The 18,087-nt window shown below is 67.0% G+C and carries 15 protein-coding genes and 1 pseudogene; 12 read left to right on the forward strand and 4 right to left on the reverse strand.

The genetic code is table 11. The annotated features are described in order from the left end of the window. Positions 1–34: 34 nt before the first annotated feature. The gene (locus DUGA2_RS26240; protein ID WP_070272353.1) at positions 35–1,879 is read left to right on the forward strand and encodes a M1 family metallopeptidase; all 1,845 of its coding nucleotides are present in this window, start codon (positions 35–37) and stop codon (positions 1,877–1,879) included. Then, the gene (locus tag DUGA2_RS26245) at positions 1,879–3,477 is read left to right on the forward strand and encodes a serine hydrolase (protein WP_070272354.1); all 1,599 of its coding nucleotides are present in this window, start codon (positions 1,879–1,881) and stop codon (positions 3,475–3,477) included. Before DUGA2_RS26240 ends, DUGA2_RS26245 begins: the two co-directional genes overlap by 1 nt. 1 nt (position 3,478) lies before the next feature. On the opposite strand, the gene DUGA2_RS26250 is transcribed toward DUGA2_RS26245, so the two are convergent. Next, entirely contained in the window at positions 3,479–5,197 is a 1,719-nt protein-coding gene (locus DUGA2_RS26250; RefSeq protein WP_070272355.1) for a diguanylate cyclase, read from the reverse strand. A gap of 199 nt (positions 5,198–5,396) precedes the next feature. On the opposite strand from DUGA2_RS26250, the gene panD reads away from it, so the two are divergent. Then, positions 5,397–5,753: an aspartate 1-decarboxylase gene (gene panD, locus DUGA2_RS26255; protein ID WP_026334859.1), complete on the forward strand. Its 357-nt coding sequence runs from the start codon at positions 5,397–5,399 to the stop codon at positions 5,751–5,753. A gap of 100 nt (positions 5,754–5,853) precedes the next feature. Here the strand turns inward: panD and DUGA2_RS26260 are convergent, their stop codons facing one another. After that, a complete protein-coding gene (locus tag DUGA2_RS26260; protein ID WP_070272356.1) occupies positions 5,854–6,399 on the reverse strand; it encodes a Crp/Fnr family transcriptional regulator in 546 nt (181 codons plus the stop codon). A 337-nt stretch (positions 6,400–6,736) separates the two neighbouring features. On the opposite strand from DUGA2_RS26260, the gene DUGA2_RS26265 reads away from it, so the two are divergent. Next, positions 6,737–8,344, forward strand: coding sequence for a methyl-accepting chemotaxis protein (locus DUGA2_RS26265; RefSeq protein WP_070272357.1), 1,608 nt, complete (start codon positions 6,737–6,739; stop codon positions 8,342–8,344). Positions 8,345–8,364: 20 nt separating this feature from the next. Here the strand turns inward: DUGA2_RS26265 and aqpZ are convergent, their stop codons facing one another. Then, positions 8,365–9,057, reverse strand: coding sequence for an aquaporin Z (gene aqpZ / locus DUGA2_RS26270; RefSeq protein WP_043479666.1), 693 nt, complete (start codon positions 9,055–9,057; stop codon positions 8,365–8,367). 109 nt (positions 9,058–9,166) lie between these two features. Further along, positions 9,167–10,747 carry a response regulator gene (locus tag DUGA2_RS26275; protein ID WP_070272358.1) on the reverse strand — a complete coding sequence of 527 codons (1,581 nt, stop codon included), beginning with the start codon at positions 10,745–10,747 and terminating at the stop codon, positions 9,167–9,169. Between the two features lie 274 nt (positions 10,748–11,021). On the opposite strand from DUGA2_RS26275, the gene DUGA2_RS34860 reads away from it, so the two are divergent. The 8 genes and pseudogenes from DUGA2_RS34860 (at position 11,022) to DUGA2_RS26315 (ending at position 18,079) form a co-directional block, all read left to right on the forward strand. Continuing rightward, positions 11,022–12,188, forward strand: coding sequence for a methyl-accepting chemotaxis protein (locus DUGA2_RS34860; protein WP_070272359.1), 1,167 nt, complete (start codon positions 11,022–11,024; stop codon positions 12,186–12,188). A gap of 21 nt (positions 12,189–12,209) precedes the next feature. Continuing rightward, positions 12,210–12,578: a response regulator gene (locus DUGA2_RS26285; RefSeq protein WP_008444158.1), complete on the forward strand. Its 369-nt coding sequence runs from the start codon at positions 12,210–12,212 to the stop codon at positions 12,576–12,578. 16 nt (positions 12,579–12,594) lie between these two features. Continuing rightward, complete coding sequence (locus tag DUGA2_RS26290) at positions 12,595–12,903, forward strand: lipid asymmetry maintenance protein MlaB (protein ID WP_070272360.1); 309 nt, start codon at positions 12,595–12,597, stop codon at positions 12,901–12,903. A 37-nt stretch (positions 12,904–12,940) separates the two neighbouring features. Next, entirely contained in the window at positions 12,941–15,118 is a 2,178-nt protein-coding gene (locus DUGA2_RS26295; protein ID WP_070272361.1) for a chemotaxis protein CheA, read from the forward strand. Between the two features lie 16 nt (positions 15,119–15,134). Further along, a complete protein-coding gene (locus DUGA2_RS26300; RefSeq protein WP_070272362.1) occupies positions 15,135–15,692 on the forward strand; it encodes a chemotaxis protein CheW in 558 nt (185 codons plus the stop codon). 13 nt (positions 15,693–15,705) lie between these two features. After that, positions 15,706–16,512, forward strand: coding sequence for a protein-glutamate O-methyltransferase CheR (locus DUGA2_RS26305; protein ID WP_070272363.1), 807 nt, complete (start codon positions 15,706–15,708; stop codon positions 16,510–16,512). Continuing rightward, positions 16,509–17,039, forward strand: a complete 531-nt coding sequence (locus tag DUGA2_RS26310; protein ID WP_083296482.1) for a chemotaxis protein CheD — start codon at positions 16,509–16,511, stop codon at positions 17,037–17,039. Before DUGA2_RS26305 ends, DUGA2_RS26310 begins: the two co-directional genes overlap by 4 nt. Position 17,040: 1 nt before the next feature. Next, positions 17,041–18,079, forward strand: a pseudogene (locus tag DUGA2_RS26315) (chemotaxis response regulator protein-glutamate methylesterase). Positions 18,080–18,087: the final 8 nt, after the last annotated feature.

The raw sequence follows: 18,087 nt of genomic DNA on the forward strand, positions 1-18,087 counted from the left end.
GCTTCGCGCTTCAGTCAACATTGAAAAGACCGCCATGCCTATCAAGAAAACCCTGTCCGCCTTCGTCCTGTCCGCCCTGGCCGCGCTGGGCGCCGCCCATGCCGACCCATTGAGCTACGCCCGCTACGACCAGGTGCGCACCAGCGACCTGTATCTGGACCTGAAGGCCGACTTCGGCCACAAGACCCTGGCCGGCTACGCCGAGCTGACGCTGAACTGGATCGACAAGTCGGCCCGCACGCTGGTGCTGGACACGAACGAACTCAATATCGCCAAGGTGCAGGTGCTGAACCCGAACGGCCGCTGGAGCGCCGCCTCCTTCATGCTCGACAAGCTCGACGCCGAGAAGGGCCGGGCGCTGCGCATCGCGCTGCCGTTCCAGCCGCAGAAGGTGCGCGTGTACTACCGCACCGCGCCGTCGGCCGCCGCGCTGCAATGGATGTCGCCGCAGCAGACCATGTCCGGCAAGCGTCCGTTCATGTTCAGCCAGTCCGAGGAAATCAACGCCCGCTCGTGGGCGCCGGTGCAGGACACGCCGGCCGTGCGCTTCACCTACAGCGCCCGCATCGAAGCGCCGGCCGGCATGCGCGTGGTGATGAGCGCCGAGAACGACCAGCAATCGACCGGCGCCGGCGGCTGGAAATTCAAGATGGCGCAGCCGATTCCGTCCTACCTGCTGGCGATCGCCATCGGCGAGATCGACGTGCGCAACCTCGGCCCGCGCTCCGCCGTCTACGCCGAGCCGGCGCGCATCGAGGCCGCCGCCTACGAGCTGGCCGACACCGAGAAAATGATCAGCGCCGCCGAAGGCCTGTACGGCCCATACCGGTGGGAGCGTTACGACATGATCGTGCTGCCGCCGTCGTTCCCGATCGGCGGCATGGAGAACCCGCGCCTGACCTTCCTCACGCCGACCATGATCGCCGGCGACCGCAGCCTGGTCGACCTGATCGCGCATGAACTGGCGCACTCGTGGTCCGGCAACCTGGTGACGAACGCCTCGTGGAAGCACTTCTGGCTCAACGAAGGCTTCACCACCTACGTCACCACCCGCATCGTCGAGAAGCTGTACGGCGAGGAAGTGGCGGAGATGAACCTGCAGGTCGAGCAGGAAGAGGCGCTGGCTTCGCTGCCGTCCATCCCCGCGGCCAAGCAGGCCTTGGTGACGCGCGACGCCGACACCAGCGCCGCCGGCTATACCGACAGTGGCCTGGTCTATCCGAAAGGCGCATGGCTGCTGCGCACACTGGAGCAGCGCGCCGGCCGAGAAACCTTCGATCCCTTCCTGCGCGGCTGGTTCGACCAGCACGCGTTCAAGTCGGCCACCACCGACGAATTCGTGGCCTACCTGAAGAAGAACCTGCTCGATGCGCGGCCGGAAGTGATGTCGCAGGCGGAGCTGGACGAGTGGCTGTACGGCGCCGGCATTCCGGCCAGCGCCAAACATGCCGCCTCGCCGCGCCTGGCCGCGCTGGACGCGCAGCGCAACGCGTGGCTCAAGGGCGAGCTGCCGACCAAGGACTTGAACGGCAAGAACTGGATCGCGCTGGAGTGGATGCACTTCCTGAACGATATCGACGGCAAGGCCGGCGCCGCGCAGATGCAGGAGCTGGACCAGGCTTTCGCGCTCGGCAAGAGCGGCAACAATGAAATCGCCTACCGCTTCTACCTGGCTGCCATCAAGGCCGGCTACAGCGTGCGCGAGCCGCTCAACACCTTCCTGATGAGCGTGGGCCGCCAGAAGTTCGTGGTGCCGCTGTACACCGCGCTGCTGAAAAACCCGGCCGAAAAGGAATGGGCAAAATCGGTTTACGCCAAGGCGCGCGAACACTATCATCCGGTCACGCAAGGCTCGGTCGATAAACAATTCAAAAAATAATGATGATGAAATTCTCCCGCAATGTTTGCCGCGCTTCCGCTACGGCGCTGCTGGTGCTGGCGGTATCCGTGCCGGCGCTGGCCGCCGCGCCGGCCTACAACCTCGACGCCGACGTCAAGCTGGCGCTGAAGACCTTCGACGTGCCCGGCATGGCGATCGCCATCGTCAAGGATGGCAAGGTCATCTCCGCCAACGGCTACGGCGTGCGCAAGCTGGGCGACCCGGCGCCGGTGGACGGCAAGACGCTGTTCGAAGTGGCCTCCAACTCCAAGGCCTTCACCGCCGCCGCGCTGGCGATGCTGGTCGACGAAGGCAAGATCGCCTGGGACGATCCCGTCACCAAGCACCTGCCGGACTTCCAGATGTTCGACGCCTACGTCACCGGCGCGATGACGGTGCGCGACCTGCTGACGCACCGCAGCGGCCTCGGTCTGGGCGCGGGCGACCTGCTGTGGTGGCCGACCACCAGTTTCAGCACCGATGAAATCATCGCGCGGCTGCGCTACGTGAAGCCGGCCACCAGCTTCCGCAACAGCTACGCCTACGACAACCTGCTCTACATCGTGGCCGGCAAGATCATCGCCGCCAAGGCCGGCAAGCCGTGGGGCGCGGCCGTGCAGGAGCGCATCCTGGCGCCGCTGGGCATGAACGGCACCACCACCAGCGTGGCCGCGATGCTCGCCAGCGGCGACTACTCCGCGCCGCACAGCAAGATCAACGACAAGGCCGCCGTGGTCAAGCCCATGCCGGTGGAGAACGCGGTGGGCGCGGTGGGCATCAACACCAGCGCCGAGGATATCGCGCGCTGGATGAACATGCTGCTGGGCGGCGGCAAGCTGGAAAACGGCACGCAGCTGATCAGCGCCAGGCAGCTGGCCGAGATGTGGTCCGAGCAGACGCCGATGCGCATCCGCGAACCCAAGCCGGCGCTGGCCGCGACCAAGCCTAACTTCTCGGCCTATGGCCTGGGCTTCAGCCTGCGCGACTACAAGGGCCGCAAGATCGCCATGCACGGCGGCGCGCTGCAGGGGTTTTATTCGACCGTGCTGATGGTGCCGGAAGAGAAGCTGGGCATCGCCATCCTGACCAACGCCGAGAACAGCCCGGCGATGGCGTCGCTGTACTGGCGCATCCTCGACCAGTATCTGAACGTGCCGGCCAGCGACTGGATACAGCTGTACGCCGACCAGGAAGCGGCCTCGCACCGGGAGGAGCTGGAACGCCAGGGCAAGGAGTCCGGCGCGCGCACCGCGAAGTCGACGCCGTCGCTGCCGCTGGCTGCCTACGACGGCGAGTACGAAGACCCGTGGTACGGCAAGGTGACGATACGCGCCGAGGGCAAGAAGCACATCATGAGCTTCACCCGCACGCCGGACCTGACGGGCGAGCTGGAACACTTCCAGCACGACACCTTCATCGTCCGCTGGAAGGAGCGCAACTTCAACGCCGACGCCTACGTGAGCTTCGCGCTGAATCCGGACGCCAGCATCGAGCGCATGAAGATGGCGCCGGTGTCGATGGAGACGGACTTCAGCTACGACTTCCGCGACCTGAACTTCACGCCGGTCCAGCCGCCCAAGGCCGACAAGGCGAAGTAGGCTAGGCCTGCTGCTCGACCCGGTTGCGGCCGTTGCGCTTGGCGCGGTACAGCGCCAGGTCGGCGGCGTGGAACAGGTCGTCGAGCGCGGCGTGCGGGCCGTGCGCCACCGCCACGCCGAAGCTGGCCGTCACGCGCAGGATGTGGCCGTCGGCCAGCGTCAGCGGCTCGCGCGAGATCGCCGCCCGCAGCCGCTCGGCCAGCGCGTGCGCCGCCTCCAGCCCGCAGTAGGTGGGCATCACCACGAATTCCTCGCCGCCGTAGCGCGCCACGATCTCGCCGCCGCGCAGGCTGTCGCGCACCACCTCGGCGATGCGTATCAACACCTGGTCGCCGGCGTCGTGGCCGTAGGAGTCGTTGACCGACTTGAAGTGGTCGACGTCGAACAAAATCACCGCCAGCGATTCGCCCCGCTCGCGCGCGCCGCGCAGGCGCAGGTTGCCGGCCGCCGTGAAGGCCCGCCGGTTCAGGATGCCGGTCAGGTAGTCGGTGTCGGCGCGCAGCCGCAGTTCCTCGATCAGGCGCACGCGCTCCTGCTCCAGCCGCTGCCGGTCCATGCTGTTGGCGCGCAGCGTCGCCAGCGCGCGCAGCATGTCGCCGATTTCGTCGTCGCGCCGGGCGCCGCTGGGCGGCATCGAGAAATCGCCGTTGCCCAGCCGGACCACGGCGCGCGTGGCGCGCAGCAGCGGCACCACCACCCGCCGCCGCACGATCGCCAGCAGCAGCGTCAGCGCCAGCAGGATGGCGGCGCCCACCAGCAGGGCCAGCACCAGCTCGCGCCGCGCCACCTCGTAGTCGTGCAGGGCTTGCGCCTGCGCCTCCTGCAGCAGCACGTCGCGCAGCGCCAGGATGGGCGCCATGCTGGGCACGTAGCGTTGCGCGAACTGGCCGGTGTCCATGCCGTAGGGGCGGCCGGCGCGGCTGGTCTGCTCGACCTCGGCGACCAGTTGCTGGCCGGCGGCAAAATACACCTCGTCCATGCGCGCCACCGCCGCCAGCACGCGCGGCTCGCTGTCGATGTCGCTGGTGGGGATCTTGATCAGCTGGCGCAGCTGCTCGATGCGGCCGCGCAGGAACTGCAGGCGCTGGTGGTCGGCCTCGGTCAGCGGCCGGGGCGCGGCCAGCGGCACCGTCAGCGCCGAGCCGAGCCGGCCGGCGAACTCGCGCAGCTCGACGGTCAGGCGGGCCTTCATCAGGATGCGGGCGATGCGCGGATATACCTGTTCCGAGGCGCGGGTGTAGCTGGTCACAGCGTCCAGCGCCAGCGGCACCAGCTGGAACATGCGTTCGACGGTGGCGGTCAGCCGCTCCGGCGTGCGCTCGGCCGGCGGCAGCGCGGCCAGCTGGTCCACCGCCAGCCGGGCCGCGCCCAGCGCGTCGTACAGCGGCACCAGCGCGCCGGCGGACGGGCCGGAGTCGGCGGCCAGCTCCTGGCGCAGCTGCGCCAGCGCCAGGTCGGTGTCGGCGCGGGCCCGCAGCAGCCGGGCGCGGCGGGCCGGATCGGCCGGCGCGCGGTCGCCCAGCACGGCGTTGACCGGGCCTCGTTCGTAGGAGAGTTTTTCAGCGGCGATCATGGCGCGCTGCATCAGTTGCAGCGTGTGGTGGCCGGTGCCGGCGGCGCGGTAGTGCTCCCATTCGCCCCACAGCAGGCGGCCCAGCATGCCGCACACCAGCAATGCCAGCACGGCGCTGGCCAGGGTGAATAGTCGGGTTAGTCTCATTGCTGCCAGTCTGCATTCCAATTTGCTAGCTAGCAATATGCCATAAAGCCGGGCGGCTGTGGTTGTTGGGGCGGCGGCGGGGGGAAATGAGACGCCGGCAGGCGGCTAATGGTACGATGGCGCCCGCGCGTCACGGCAGGGGTGTTTGTTTTGATGCAAAGCTTGAATGATTAATAATTGAGGGATGAAGAAGATGTCTATGCAACGAGTTATGCTGCGCTCCAAGCTGCACCGTGTGACGGTCACGCAGGCTGATCTGAATTACGAAGGTTCCTGCGGTATCGACCAGGATCTGCTGGATGCGGCCGATATCTGGGTCAACGAGAAGATCGAGTTGTACAACGTGAACAATGGCGAGCGCTTTGCCACCTACGCCATTCCCGGCCTGCGCGGCACGGGCGAGATTTCGCTGAACGGCGCCGCCGCGCGCCGCGCCCAGCTGGGCGACCTGCTGATCATCTGCACCTACGCGCCGATGACCGAAGAGCAGGCCCGCGACTACAAGCCGAAAGTCGTTTTTGTCGATGACAAGAACAAGATCAAGGGCATGAAGTAAGCCTTAACATCGGGGTCAAGTCTGACATTCGGACACGAGCTCTGCCGTAATGCTGCATTACGGCAGAGCTCGTGTCCGAATGTCAGACTTGACCCCGATTTTATTTGGACATGCCGTCGTTGCGCAGCAGCTGCGACATGTATTGCGGCGTGATGCCCAGGAACGATGCCACCACCTTCTGCGAGATGCGCTGCTCCAGCCCCGGATACTCGCGCCGGAAGGCGCTCAGCCGCCCCTGCGCCGGCGAGGCGCTCAGGTATAGCCTGCGGCTCTGGTCGATGATGCCGCGCTCCGATACCCTCAGATAGTAATCCCGCAACAGGCTGTTGCTCATCGTGAGCTTGCTGATCTCCAGCCAGTCCAGCCGGTAGCCATGCACCGCCGTCTCCGCCACCACGAAATTGAGCGCCGGCTCGTCCTCGCGCGCGCGCAGCAGGTCGTCGTGCGCCGCCGCCGGCTCGCCGTCGGTCAGGAAATGCAGCGTCACCTCGTTGCCGGTCTCGGTGATGAAACCGGTGCGCGCCACGCCGCTGTGCAGCCACACCACGCTGTTGGCGACGACGCCGATGCGCTGCAGGTACTCGCCCTTGCGCATGCTGACCGGCACCGCCAGCGGCGCCAGCATGCGCGTCACCTCGTCATACATGTCAGCCGTGACTTTGTATCTCCGGGCAACAATATCCCGGTACTTTGCTCTGTGGTCTAAGAATGCCTGGTTCATTTTTCGTGGTGTTTTTCGTTCCGGCATGTAAATGGCCGTCGATAAATCTCAGTATGCCGGTCCATTTTTTCGTTGTGTTTTTTATTCCAACATGTAAATGGCCGTACATAAGTCCCGGAAGTGTAAACGTTTTCTCAGTCCTTAACGCAATTTTTGTTGTGATTTGGAATGTAAATCGAAAATATATTTCAAACTTAAACCAGTTGAATGGCGGCTGAAATCGGCGTTACCATAGACGACTAACCAGCCACGGGAGACCGCCATGAAAATCACCGACCTCAGCATAGGACGCCGCCTGTCGCTGGGCTTTGCCGTCATCCTCGCGATCCTGATACTGAACACCGGGCTGGGCGTCTACCGCCTGCAGGGCGTGGCCGAGTCCACCCGCGCCATGATGGAGCTGCCGCTGGCCAAGGAGCGCCTGATCGCCGACTGGTACCGCGTGGTGTTCGCCGGCATCCGCCGCACCACCGCCGTGGCCAAGAGCGCCGATCCGGTGCTGGCCACCTTCTTCGCCGAGGAGGCCAAGAGTTCCACCGCCTACGCCCAGGGCCTGATCAAGAAGATCGAGGAGCTGGCCACCGACGACGACAAGGCCCTGATGGCCGACCTGGTCAACACCCGCAAGGCCTACGTGGCCTCGCGCGACGGCGTCATGAAGGCCAAGGCCGCCGGCGACGCCGACGGCGCCACCAGGCTGCTCGACGAGGCCTACATCCCGGCCGCCAAGACCTACGAGGCGATGCTGCAGAAAATGCTGGACCACCAGCGCAAGGAAATCGACGCCGCCGCCGCCCGCATCGACCAGGTGGCCAAGGACAGCCGCAACCTGCTGGTGGCGATGGCGGCGCTGGTGGTGGCCTTCAGCGTGGCGTTCGCGTGGTGGCTGACGGCCGGCATCACCCGCCCCATCAACGAGGCGGTGGCGCTGGCCGAATGCGTGGCCGGCGGCGACCTGGTCGACCACGGCAACCGCGCCGCCGCCGGCTACAGCCAGGACGAGCCGGGCAAGCTGCTGCAGGCGCTGCACCGCATGTCGGGCGGCCTGGTGCGCATCGTCAGCGACGTGCGCAACGGCACGGACGCGATCGCCACCGCGTCCTCGCAGATCGCCGCCGGCAACCTCGACCTGTCCTCGCGCACCGAGGAGCAGGCCAGCTCGCTGGAGGAAACCGCCTCGTCGATGGAGGAGCTGACTTCCACCGTCAAGCAGAACGCCGAGAACGCGCGCCAGGCCAACCAGTTGGCGGCGTCGGCCTCGGACGTGGCGCAGCGCGGCGGCGCCGTGGTGTCGGACGTGGTGCAGACCATGGCCTCGATCGACGAGTCGTCGAAGAAGATCGTCGACATCATCGGCGTCATCGACGGCATCGCCTTCCAGACCAATATCCTGGCGCTCAACGCCGCCGTCGAAGCGGCGCGCGCGGGCGAGCAGGGCCGCGGCTTCGCGGTGGTGGCGTCGGAGGTGCGCAACCTGGCGCAGCGCTCGGCCAGCGCCGCCAAGGAGATCAAGGCGCTGATCGACGATTCGGTGGGCAAGGTGGCGGCCGGTACGCGCCTGGTGGGCCAGGCCGGCAGCACGATGGAGGAGGTGGTGGCCAGCATCCGCCGCGTGACCGACATCATGGCCGAGATCAGCACCGCCAGCAGCGAGCAGACCAACGGCATCGAGCAGATCAACAATTCAATCACGCAGATGGATCATGTGACGCAGCAGAACGCCGCGCTGGTGGAGCAGGCCGCCGCGGCGGCCGATGCGATGCAGGAACAGGCCGCCAAGCTGGCCGACGCCGTCAGCATCTTCAAGCTGGGCGACGCCGCGCCACGGCGGCCGGCCATGCAGGGGCGCGCGCGCCCCATGCTGGCCTAGGACCGAACGGACTAAACGGTTTACGCTTTTTCCGGCGAGCCGATGAAGCGGTAGATCGCCGCGCCCAGCAGTGCGCCGACGATGGGCGCGACCCAGAACAGCCACAGCTGGCTGGTGGCCCAGTCGCCCACGTACAGCGCCACGCCGGTGCTGCGCGCCGGGTTGACCGAGGTGTTGGTGACAGGGATGCTGATCAGGTGGATCAGCGTCAGGCCCAGGCCGATCGGCAGCGGCGCGAAGCCTTTCGGTGCGCGCTCGTCGGTGGCGCCCAGGATGATCAGCAGGAACATCATGGTCATGACCACTTCCGTCACCAGCGCGGCCAGCAGCGAGTAGCCGCCCGGCGAATGGGCGCCGTAGCCGTTGGAGGCGAAGCCGCCCATGACGTCGAAGCCGGCCTTGCCGCTGGCGATGGTGTACAGCACGCCGCCGGCGACGATGGCGCCCAGCACCTGGGCGACGATGTAGGGCAGCAGCTTATTGGCCGGGAAGCGGCCGCCGGCCCACAGGCCGATCGATACCGCCGGGTTCAGGTGGCAGCCCGAGATGTGGCCGATGGCGTAGGCCATGGTCAGCACCGTCAGGCCGAAGGCCAGCGACACGCCCAGCAGGCCGATGCCGACGCCCGGGAAGGCCGCCGCCAGCACCGCGCTGCCGCAGCCGCCCAGTACCAGCCAAAACGTTCCAAAAAATTCCGCACCATATTGTTTCATATTGTTTTCCCCTGAGTTTACTGATGTTTCTTGATAGTCAATTTTGCATGGTTTCTATGCAACGTTGGCAATCTACCCGGGATGGGCGCAAATGTCGAGTGCAGAGTTTTCAGCCGGCCGGCAAGCGCAGCAGCAATCGGCTGCGCGCGCTGTCGTCCAGCGCGGCCAGCGTGCCGCCCTGGACCTGCGCCAGCAGGCGGGCCGCGTACATGGGCAGCGCCTGCTCGTCGTCGGGCCGTCCGGCCTGGCCCTGCAGGCAGGCGCGCTGCGCGGCCGGCAGCACGCCGGCGTATTCCAGCGTCAGCGCCCAGTGGCCGCCGTCCAGCGTCGCCCCCAGCACGATGGAGGTGCCGGCGGGCGTGTGCGCGGCCGCGTTCAGCGCCAGGTGTTCGAACAGCATGTGGCACAGCGTGCCGTTGGCCAGCAGCGTGGCCGGCTGCGCCGGCAGCATCACCGGATGGCTGGCGGCGACGGCCATGGTGGCGCGCGCCAGCAGCGGATGGAGCGCCACCTGCTCGGCGTGCGGCCGGCTGGCGCCCTGTTCGATGCGGCACAGTTCCAGCGACAGGCTGGTCAGACGCAGCGCGCGCCGCGCCGCCTCGTCCAGCGCGGCCATGCGCTCGCGCTGCGGCGGCGCCAGCGCGGGATCGGCCAGCAGCCGCGCGCTGGCGTCCAGCACCTCGGCCAGCGGCGCCGCCAGGTCGTAGCGGCTCAGGCGCTCGACTTCCTCGCGCAGATGGGCGTTGTCCGCCACGGCGGCGTTCTGCCGCCGCAGCTCGGCCATCATGCCGGCCAGCCGCAGGTGGGTGCGCAGGCGGGCCTTGAGGATGGCCGGATCGACCGGCTTGGTCACATAATCCACCGCGCCCAGTTCCAGCCCGCCGACGATGTCCTCGGCTTGGTCCTTGGCGGACAGGAAGATCACCGGGATGTCGGCCGTGGCGGGATCGGCCTTGAGCCGGCGGCATACTTCGAAGCCGTCCATCTCCGGCATCATCACGTCGAGCAGGATGATGTCGGGCCGGTGCACGGGGATGATCTCCAGCGCCTTCCTGCCGGAGATCGCCACCTTCACGCCGTAGCCGTCCTCGGCCAGCATGCCGGCGATCACCTTGATGTTGGTGGCGATGTCGTCCACCACCAGCACCGTCGCTTCGCGCAGGCGCTCTTCCAGCGGACGCTCCAGGCCGATCAGCGGCGCCGCCGCCGGGGCCGGTGGCGCCGATACGGCCGAGGCGGCCGAGGCGGCCGGCATGGCGGCGCGGCGCACGGCGGCGCGCTTGACGGCGGCGTCGCCGCGCGACTGGAACATCGCCTGCAGCTTGCTGTGGAAGGTCGCCAGCGTGAAGGGCTTGATCAGGCAGTCGGTCACGCCGGCCTGCGTCGCCGCGCGCAAGCCGTCGCGGTTGGCCTCGCTGGGCAGCAGCATGAAAGGCAGCTCGGCGTCGGCCAGGTTGGCGCGCACCCATTGCAGCAGCTGCAAGCCGCTCATGCCCGGCATGTCGAGATCGGAAATGACGGCGGCGATCGGCCGCTCGTTGAGGATGCGGCAGGCTTCCTCGCCGCTGCCGGCCAGGAACACGTTGACGAAGCCGAGGTCGGCCAGTATGCCCTTGACCACGGAGCGCATCTGCTGGTTGTCGTCCACCACCAGCAGCGGTAGCGACAGGTCGATATTCAAGGCGGGCATAGGCAGGTTCCAGCGTGATAGTCGGGCGCTGCCGGCGGCACGCCCCGGGGCGCGGTTGCGCGGGTGCAACAGGTGCGCGAGCAGCGGGCGCACCAGCCACCATCTTAAACGTAAATTATTTCCCGTCGGAAGCTATTTAAAGTGTTGTCGCGGAAAACACAGATACAATCGATACGCCACCTACATTGTGGCGCGGGCCAAGTTTCTGAGATACAGTTGGACTCCACGGCATCCCTATCGAGAGTGCCGGGAGACTACAGTGGGGTGGCGTCCAGTGAAGAACAATAGCGGCTTCGACAGCAAAATTCTGGTCCCCTTCGGCCTGGCCGGCGGGGGAGCGTTGGGCACGATGGTCGCGGGTTGGAGCGCCTGGGGCTGGTACACAGTCCTGTGGTCGGCCCTGCTGCTGGCGGCTGCCGCGTGGTGCGCGCGCGGCGCCGGCGCCGCCGCGCTGGGCGGCGGCGAGCAAGCCATGATCGACGACTACTTGGCCGCGCGCGAACGCTTCGGCGACGCCGTGCTGCCGATCTGGTGCCGCCACATAGAAAATTCCCGCAACCAGATGGAGGAAGCCGTGGCCGACCTGGCCGGGCGCTTCTCCAGCATCGTCGACAAGCTCGACGACGCGGTCCACGTGTCCAGCCACGACAGCGGCAAGGGCGGCGGCAACGCGATGACCGAAATCTTCTCGCGCAGCGAAACCCAGCTCGGTTCGGTGGTGACGTCGATGAAGTCGGCGATGTCGTCCAAGCACGCGATGCTGGCGCAGATCAAGGACCTGGAGCGCTTCACCCGCGAACTGCGCGACATGGCCGAAGGCGTGGCCAGCATCGCCGCCCAGACCAATCTGCTGGCGCTGAACGCCGCCATCGAGGCGGCGCGCGCCGGCCCGGCCGGCCGCGGCTTCGCCGTGGTGGCGCAGGAAGTGCGCAACCTGTCGAGCCGCTCGGCCGAGACCGGCCGCAACATCTCCAACCGCGTCGGCCTGATCAGTACCGCCATCCTGGCCGCCAGCCAGGCCGCCGAACAATCGAGCGAACAGGAAGACAAGTCGATGCAGTCGGCCGAAGGCATGATCGAGTCGGTGCTGGGCGACTTCCGCACGATGACCGACGCGCTGGTGCAATCGTCCGAAAAGCTCAAGCAGGACAGCATCGGCATCCAGGGCGAGGTGGGCGAGGCGCTGGTGCAGCTGCAGTTCCAGGACCGCGTCAGCCAGGTGATGGCGCACGTGCGCGAGAACATGGAGCTGCTGCCGGCGCTGCTGCGCGACAACCGCGACCGCTACAACGCCGACCGCGTGCTGGAAGCGCTGGACCCGCAGCCGCTGTTGCACGAACTGCAAAAAACCTACGCCATGGCCGAGGAGCACGCGGTGCACGGCGGCGACAGCCACGCGGCGCCGGTGGCCGCGGCGGCCGACGAGATCACTTTTTTCTGACGTGCTAACGAGGTAGAGAACATGGCAAAAACCATCATGGTGGTCGACGATTCGGCCTCCCTGCGTCAAGTGGTCGGCATCGCGCTCAAGGGCGCGGGCTACGAGGTGATCGAAGGCCGCGACGGCGTCGATGCGCTGTCCAAATGCACCGGCCAGAAAATCCACCTGGTGGTGTGCGACGTCAACATGCCCAATATGGACGGCATCACCTTCGTCAAGCAGTTCAAGCAGCTGCCGCTGTACAAGTTCACGCCCGTCATCATGCTGACCACCGAGTCGCAGGAAAGCAAGAAGGAAGAGGGCAAGGCGGCCGGCGCCAAGGCCTGGGTGGTCAAGCCCTTCAAGCCGGAAGTGCTGCTGGGCGCCGTCGCCAAACTCGTCATGCCATAACCCCACGGAGGACGTCATGTCCGATCAAACTGGAGCAGCGGTCGCCCGCATCGCCCTCGACGGCGAGATGACCATTTATCGCGCCGCCGACCTGAAGACCACGGTGCTCGAAGCGCTGCGCAAGACCCAGGTGCTGGAGATCGACCTGTCCGGCATCACCGAGCTCGATACGGCCGGCCTGCAGGTGCTGATGCTGGCCAAGCTGACCGCCAACGCCGACCAGCGCGAACTGCGGCTGCTGCAGCACAGCCCCGCCGTGGTGGAGATCTTCGACATGCTGGACATGGGCGCCTTCTTCGGCGACGCCCTGCTGATACACGCCTGAATCACTCATCTGTTTCTTTCTGTTCCGAGGGCATGCCATGAACCTGGACGAAGCACTACAGACCTTCATCACCGAAAGCCGCGAGCTGCTGGAAGAGATGGAAAACGCGCTGCTCAACGTCGACATCGCGGGCGACCAGAGCGAGGCGATCAACGCCATCTTCCGGGCGGCCCACACCATCAAGGGCTCGGCCGGACTGTTCAGCCTGGACCACATCGTCGCCTTCACCCACGTGGTCGAGAGCCTGCTCGACGAGGTGCGCGACGGCCGCGTGGTGCTCAACGACGAGATGATCGTGCTGCTGCTATCCTGTTGCGACTACCTGTCCGGCATGACGGACGCGCTGGCCGCCGGCCGCCTCGACGCCGACCCCGACACCGCGCCGGAAGGCGAGATGCTGCTGCAACAGCTGCGCCGCCACATGGAGGGCGGCCACGCCGGGGAAGTCCAGGCGGCCGCTGCGCCGCTGGCGGTGCACGCCGAGCCGGGCGTCGAACGCATCGACCAGGAGCGCGGCGACAGCGACTACTGGCACATCTCGCTGCGCTTCGGCCGCGGCGTGCTGCAGAACGGCATGGACCCGATCGCCTTCCTGCGCTATTTGGCCAAGCTGGGCAAGATCGTCGGCATCGCCACCGTACCGGACGCCATGCCGCCGGCCGAGGAAATGGACGCCGAGCTGTGCTACCTGGGCTTCGAGATCGCCTTCGACAGCACGGCCGACCGCGACGCCATCGCCGGCGTGTTCGAGTTCGTGCAGGACGATTGCGAGATCCGCATCATCCCGCCGCACAGCAAGGTGTCGCACTACGTCGACCTGATCCGCGCGCTGCCGGAGCAGGCCGCGCGGCTGGGCGAGATCCTGGTGCGCTGCGGCAGCGTCACCTCGCACGAGCTGGAGGGCGCGCTGCACCAGCAGTCCCATCCCGACAACCCGCAGGACGAGGTCGTGCCGCAGCAGCTGGGCAGCATCCTGGTCGGCGCCGGCAGCGTGCCGCCGGTGGTGGTGGAGGCCGCGCTGGCCAAGCAGAAGCAGGTCAGCGAGCAGAAGGCGCAGGAAAGCCGGTCCATCCGTGTCGATTCCGACAAGCTCGACCGCCTGATCGACCTGGTCGGCGAACTGATCATCGCCGGCGCGCGCGCCAACATGATAGGCCAGCACATCCAGAACACCGAACTGCAGGAATGCACCTCGACGCTGTCCGGCCTGGTGGAGGAAGTGCGCGACGCCGCGCTGGAACTGCGCATGGTGAAGATAGGCGCCACCTTCAACCGCTTCCAGCGCGTGGTGCACGATGTCGCGCGCGAGCTGGGCAAGGACATCGGCCTGATCGTCGACGGCGAGGATTCGGAGCTCGACAAGACCGTGGTCGAGAAGATCGGCGATCCGCTGATGCACCTGGTGCGCAACGCCATGGACCACGGCATCGAGCCGGGCGATGTGCGCGTCGCCAACGGCAAGCCGGCCAAGGGCATGATCAAGCTCAACGCCTTCCATGAATCGGGCAGCATCGTCATCGAAGTCAGCGACGACGGCGGCGGCCTGCGCAAGGAAAAAATCCTGGCCAAGGCGGTCGAACGCGGCCTGGTCGACGCCGACCGCAAGCTGACCGACAGCGAAATCTACAACCTGATCTTCGAGGCCGGCTTCTCGACCGCCGAGAAGATCACCAACCTGTCCGGGCGCGGCGTCGGCATGGACGTGGTCAAGCGCAACATCACGGCGCTGCGCGGCAGCGTCGACGTCTCCAGCAAGGAGGGCGCCGGCACCACCGTCACCGTGCGCCTGCCGCTGACCTTGGCCATCATCGACGGCTTCCTGGTGCAGGTGGGCAGCTCGGTGTTCGTCATCCCGCTGGACATGATCGAAGAGTGCATCGAATACGCCACCGAGCCGGGCCAGGACTACTGCAACCTGCGCGGCCAGGTGCTGCCCTTCGTGCGGCTGCGCGAGCTGTTCCGCATCGACGGCGCGGCCACGCGGCGCGAGAGCATCGTCGTGCTCAAGCTGGGCAACCACCGCGCCGGGCTGGCGGTCGACACCCTGCTGGGCGAGTTCCAGACCGTCATCAAGCCGCTCAGCCCCATGTTCAGCGAAGTCAAATGCATCAGCGGCTCGACCATCCTGGGCAGCGGCGAGGTGGCGCTGATCCTGGACGTGGCCGCGCTGATGCAGGCCGTCAGCGGCAAGGGCGTCGTGGCGCTGGCCGCCTAACCTCGGAGAGGACAACATGAATACTGCCGCAGCCAATGTGGTGACGTACGGGAGCAGCGCCATCGTCGCGCTGCAAAGCGGCGCCGCCCTGCCCAGCCAGTTCCTGACCTTCATGCTGGGCGAGGACCAGTACGCGGTCGGCATCCTGCACATCAAGGAGATCATCGAGTACGGCAGCCTGGCCACGGTGCCGATGATGCCGGCCTGCGTGCGCGGCGTGATCAACCTGCGCGGCGCGGTGGTGCCGGTGATGGACCTGTCGGCCCGCTTCGACCGCGCGCCCAGCGTGATCGGCAAGCGCAGCTGCATCGTCATCGTCGAGGTCGACAACGGCGAAGGCGACGGCAAGCAGGTGCTGGGCATGCTGGTCGATTCGGTCAACGCGGTGGTGGAGATCGCCGCCGGCGACATCGAGGCGGCGCCGTCGTTCGGCACCCGCATCCGGCCCGACTTCATCGCCGGCATCGGCAAGGTCAACGGCAAGTTCGTGATCCTGCTCGACATCGAGCACGTGCTGTCGAGCGAGGAGATCGTCGAGATGGCGCGCGGCACCGTCGCCACCCACCACAACTGAAGCGGCGGCCGCCATGCCAGTCGTCACCATCACCGAGCGCGAGTTCACGCAGTTCCAGCGCTTCATCTACGAGGCGGCGGGGATCTTCATGGCCAACGGCAAGCAGGCGCTGGTCAGCGGGCGCCTGGCCAAGCGCCTGGCGCACTACCAGCTGGAGAGCTATGGCGACTACCTGCGGCTGCTGGAAAGCCGCGCCCAGCCGGCCGAGCTGCAGGTGGCGGTCGACCTGCTGACCACCAACGAAACCTATTTCTTCCGCGAGCCCAAGCACTTCGCGCTGCTGCGCGACCTGGCCATTGAGGCGCGCGAGCGCCGCCAGACCATGCGCGTGTGGAGCGCCGCCAGTTCCAGCGGCGAGGAGACCTACAGCATCGCCATGGTGATGGCCGACGTGCTGGGCGACGCCGCGTGGGAGGTGCTGGGCAGCGACATCAGCACCCGCGTGCTGGAGCGCGCCCGCTGCGGCCACTATCCGATGGAGCGCGCCAACCAGATGCCGCAGGCCTACCTGAAGCGCTACTGCCTCAAGGGCCAGGGCAGCGAGGCCGGCACCATGCTGATCGAGCGCTCGCTGCGCCAGCGCGTGCAGTTCCGCCACCTGAATTTGAACGAACCCCTGCCCAAGCTGGGCAGCTTCGACGTGATCTTCCTGCGCAATGTGATGATCTACTTCAACCTGGAGACCAAGCGCCAGGTGGTGGCGCGGCTGCTGGCGCAGCTGCGGCCGGGCGGCTACTTCCTGATCGGCCATTCGGAAACGCTGAACGACATCAACGACACCGTGACCGCGGTGGCGCCCTCGATCTACCGCAAGCCATGATCGTCACCCTGACCATGCCAGACGCAAAACTCATCGATATCTTCCTGATGCCCGGCGATTACTTCGTCGGCGACGAGCGGTATCGGGTGCGCACGCTGCTGGGGTCTTGCGTGTCGGTGACGCTGTGGCATCCGGCCATGCGCATCGGCGCCATGTCGCACTTCCTGCTGCCGGGGCACGGCCGCCGCAAGGCCCACGACAAGCCCGGCATCTACGGCGCCGACGCCATGAAGCTGCTGCTGGACGGCCTGGCGCAGCACGGCGTGCCGCTGATCCAGTGCCAGGGCAAGATCTTCGGCGGCGGCGCCATGTTCCCGCGCAACGCCAAGGTGCGCGACATCGGCATGCAGAACGGCGACTACGCGCGCAGCACGCTGCAACAGCACGGCATACACGTGGTGTCCGAGAGCCTGTTCGGCGAAGGCCACCGTCAACTGATCTTCACCATCCGCAGCGGCGAAGTGCTGAGCCGCCAGGTGCCGCCCGAGACGGCGGCCAGAGGTCTGGCAGCACACAACAAGGAATAGCATGAGCGCAATCAACGTCATGATCGTCGATGACTCGGCCGTGGTGCGCCAGGTGCTGAGCAGCCTGCTCAACGCGGCGCCCGGCATCGTCGTCGGCCACGCGGTGGCCAACCCGCTGCTGGCGATCGAGCGCATGAAGGTGCAGTGGCCCGACGTGATCGTGCTCGATGTCGAGATGCCCAAGATGGACGGCATCACCTTCCTGCGCAAGATCATGAGCGAGCGGCCGACACCGGTGGTGATCTGCTCGACGCTGACCGAGAAGGGCGCGCAGACCTCGGTGGAGGCGCTGTCCGCCGGCGCGGTGGCCATCATCACCAAGCCGCGCCTGGACCTCAAGCAGTTCCTGCACGATTCCGCCGACGAGCTGGTGTCGGCCGTGCGGGCGGCGGCCGGCGCCGCCGGTGACGGCCAAGCTGAATGCGGACGCGGTGCTGCCGCCGACCGACGTCCGGCCGATGACCGCCACCACCGAGCGCGTGGTGGCGATCGGCACGTCCACCGGCGGCACCCAGGCGCTGGAAGAAGTGCTGACCGCGCTGCCCCGGGTATCGCCCGGCATCGTGGTGGTGCAGCACATGCCGGAAAAATTCACCGCCGCCTTTGCCGCCCGCCTGGACAGCGTGTGCGAGGTACGCGTCAAGGAGGCGGCCAATAACGACCGCGTGCTGCAGGGCGTGGTGCTGATCGCGCCCGGCGGCAAGCACATGCTGCTGCGCCGGACCGGCGCCCAGTACTTCGTCGAGGTGGTGGACGGCCCGCTGGTCAACCGCCACCGGCCGTCGGTCGACGTGCTGTTCCGCTCCGCCGCGCGGGCGGCCGGCGCCAATGCGCTGGGCGTCATCATGACCGGCATGGGCGACGACGGCGCCGCCGGCATGCTGGAGATGCACAAGGCCGGGGCCCGCACCGTGGCGCAGGACGAGGCCAGCTGCGTGGTGTACGGCATGCCCAAGGAAGCGGTCAAGCGCGGCGGGGTGGAGAAGTCGCTGCCGCTGAACGCGATCTACCGCGAAATCCTGCAACAGCTGTCCTACTAGGCGCCGCC

Source organism: Duganella sp. HH101 (assembly GCF_001758795.1).
In the GTDB taxonomy this organism is placed as follows: domain Bacteria; phylum Pseudomonadota; class Gammaproteobacteria; order Burkholderiales; family Burkholderiaceae_D; genus Rugamonas; species Rugamonas rivuli.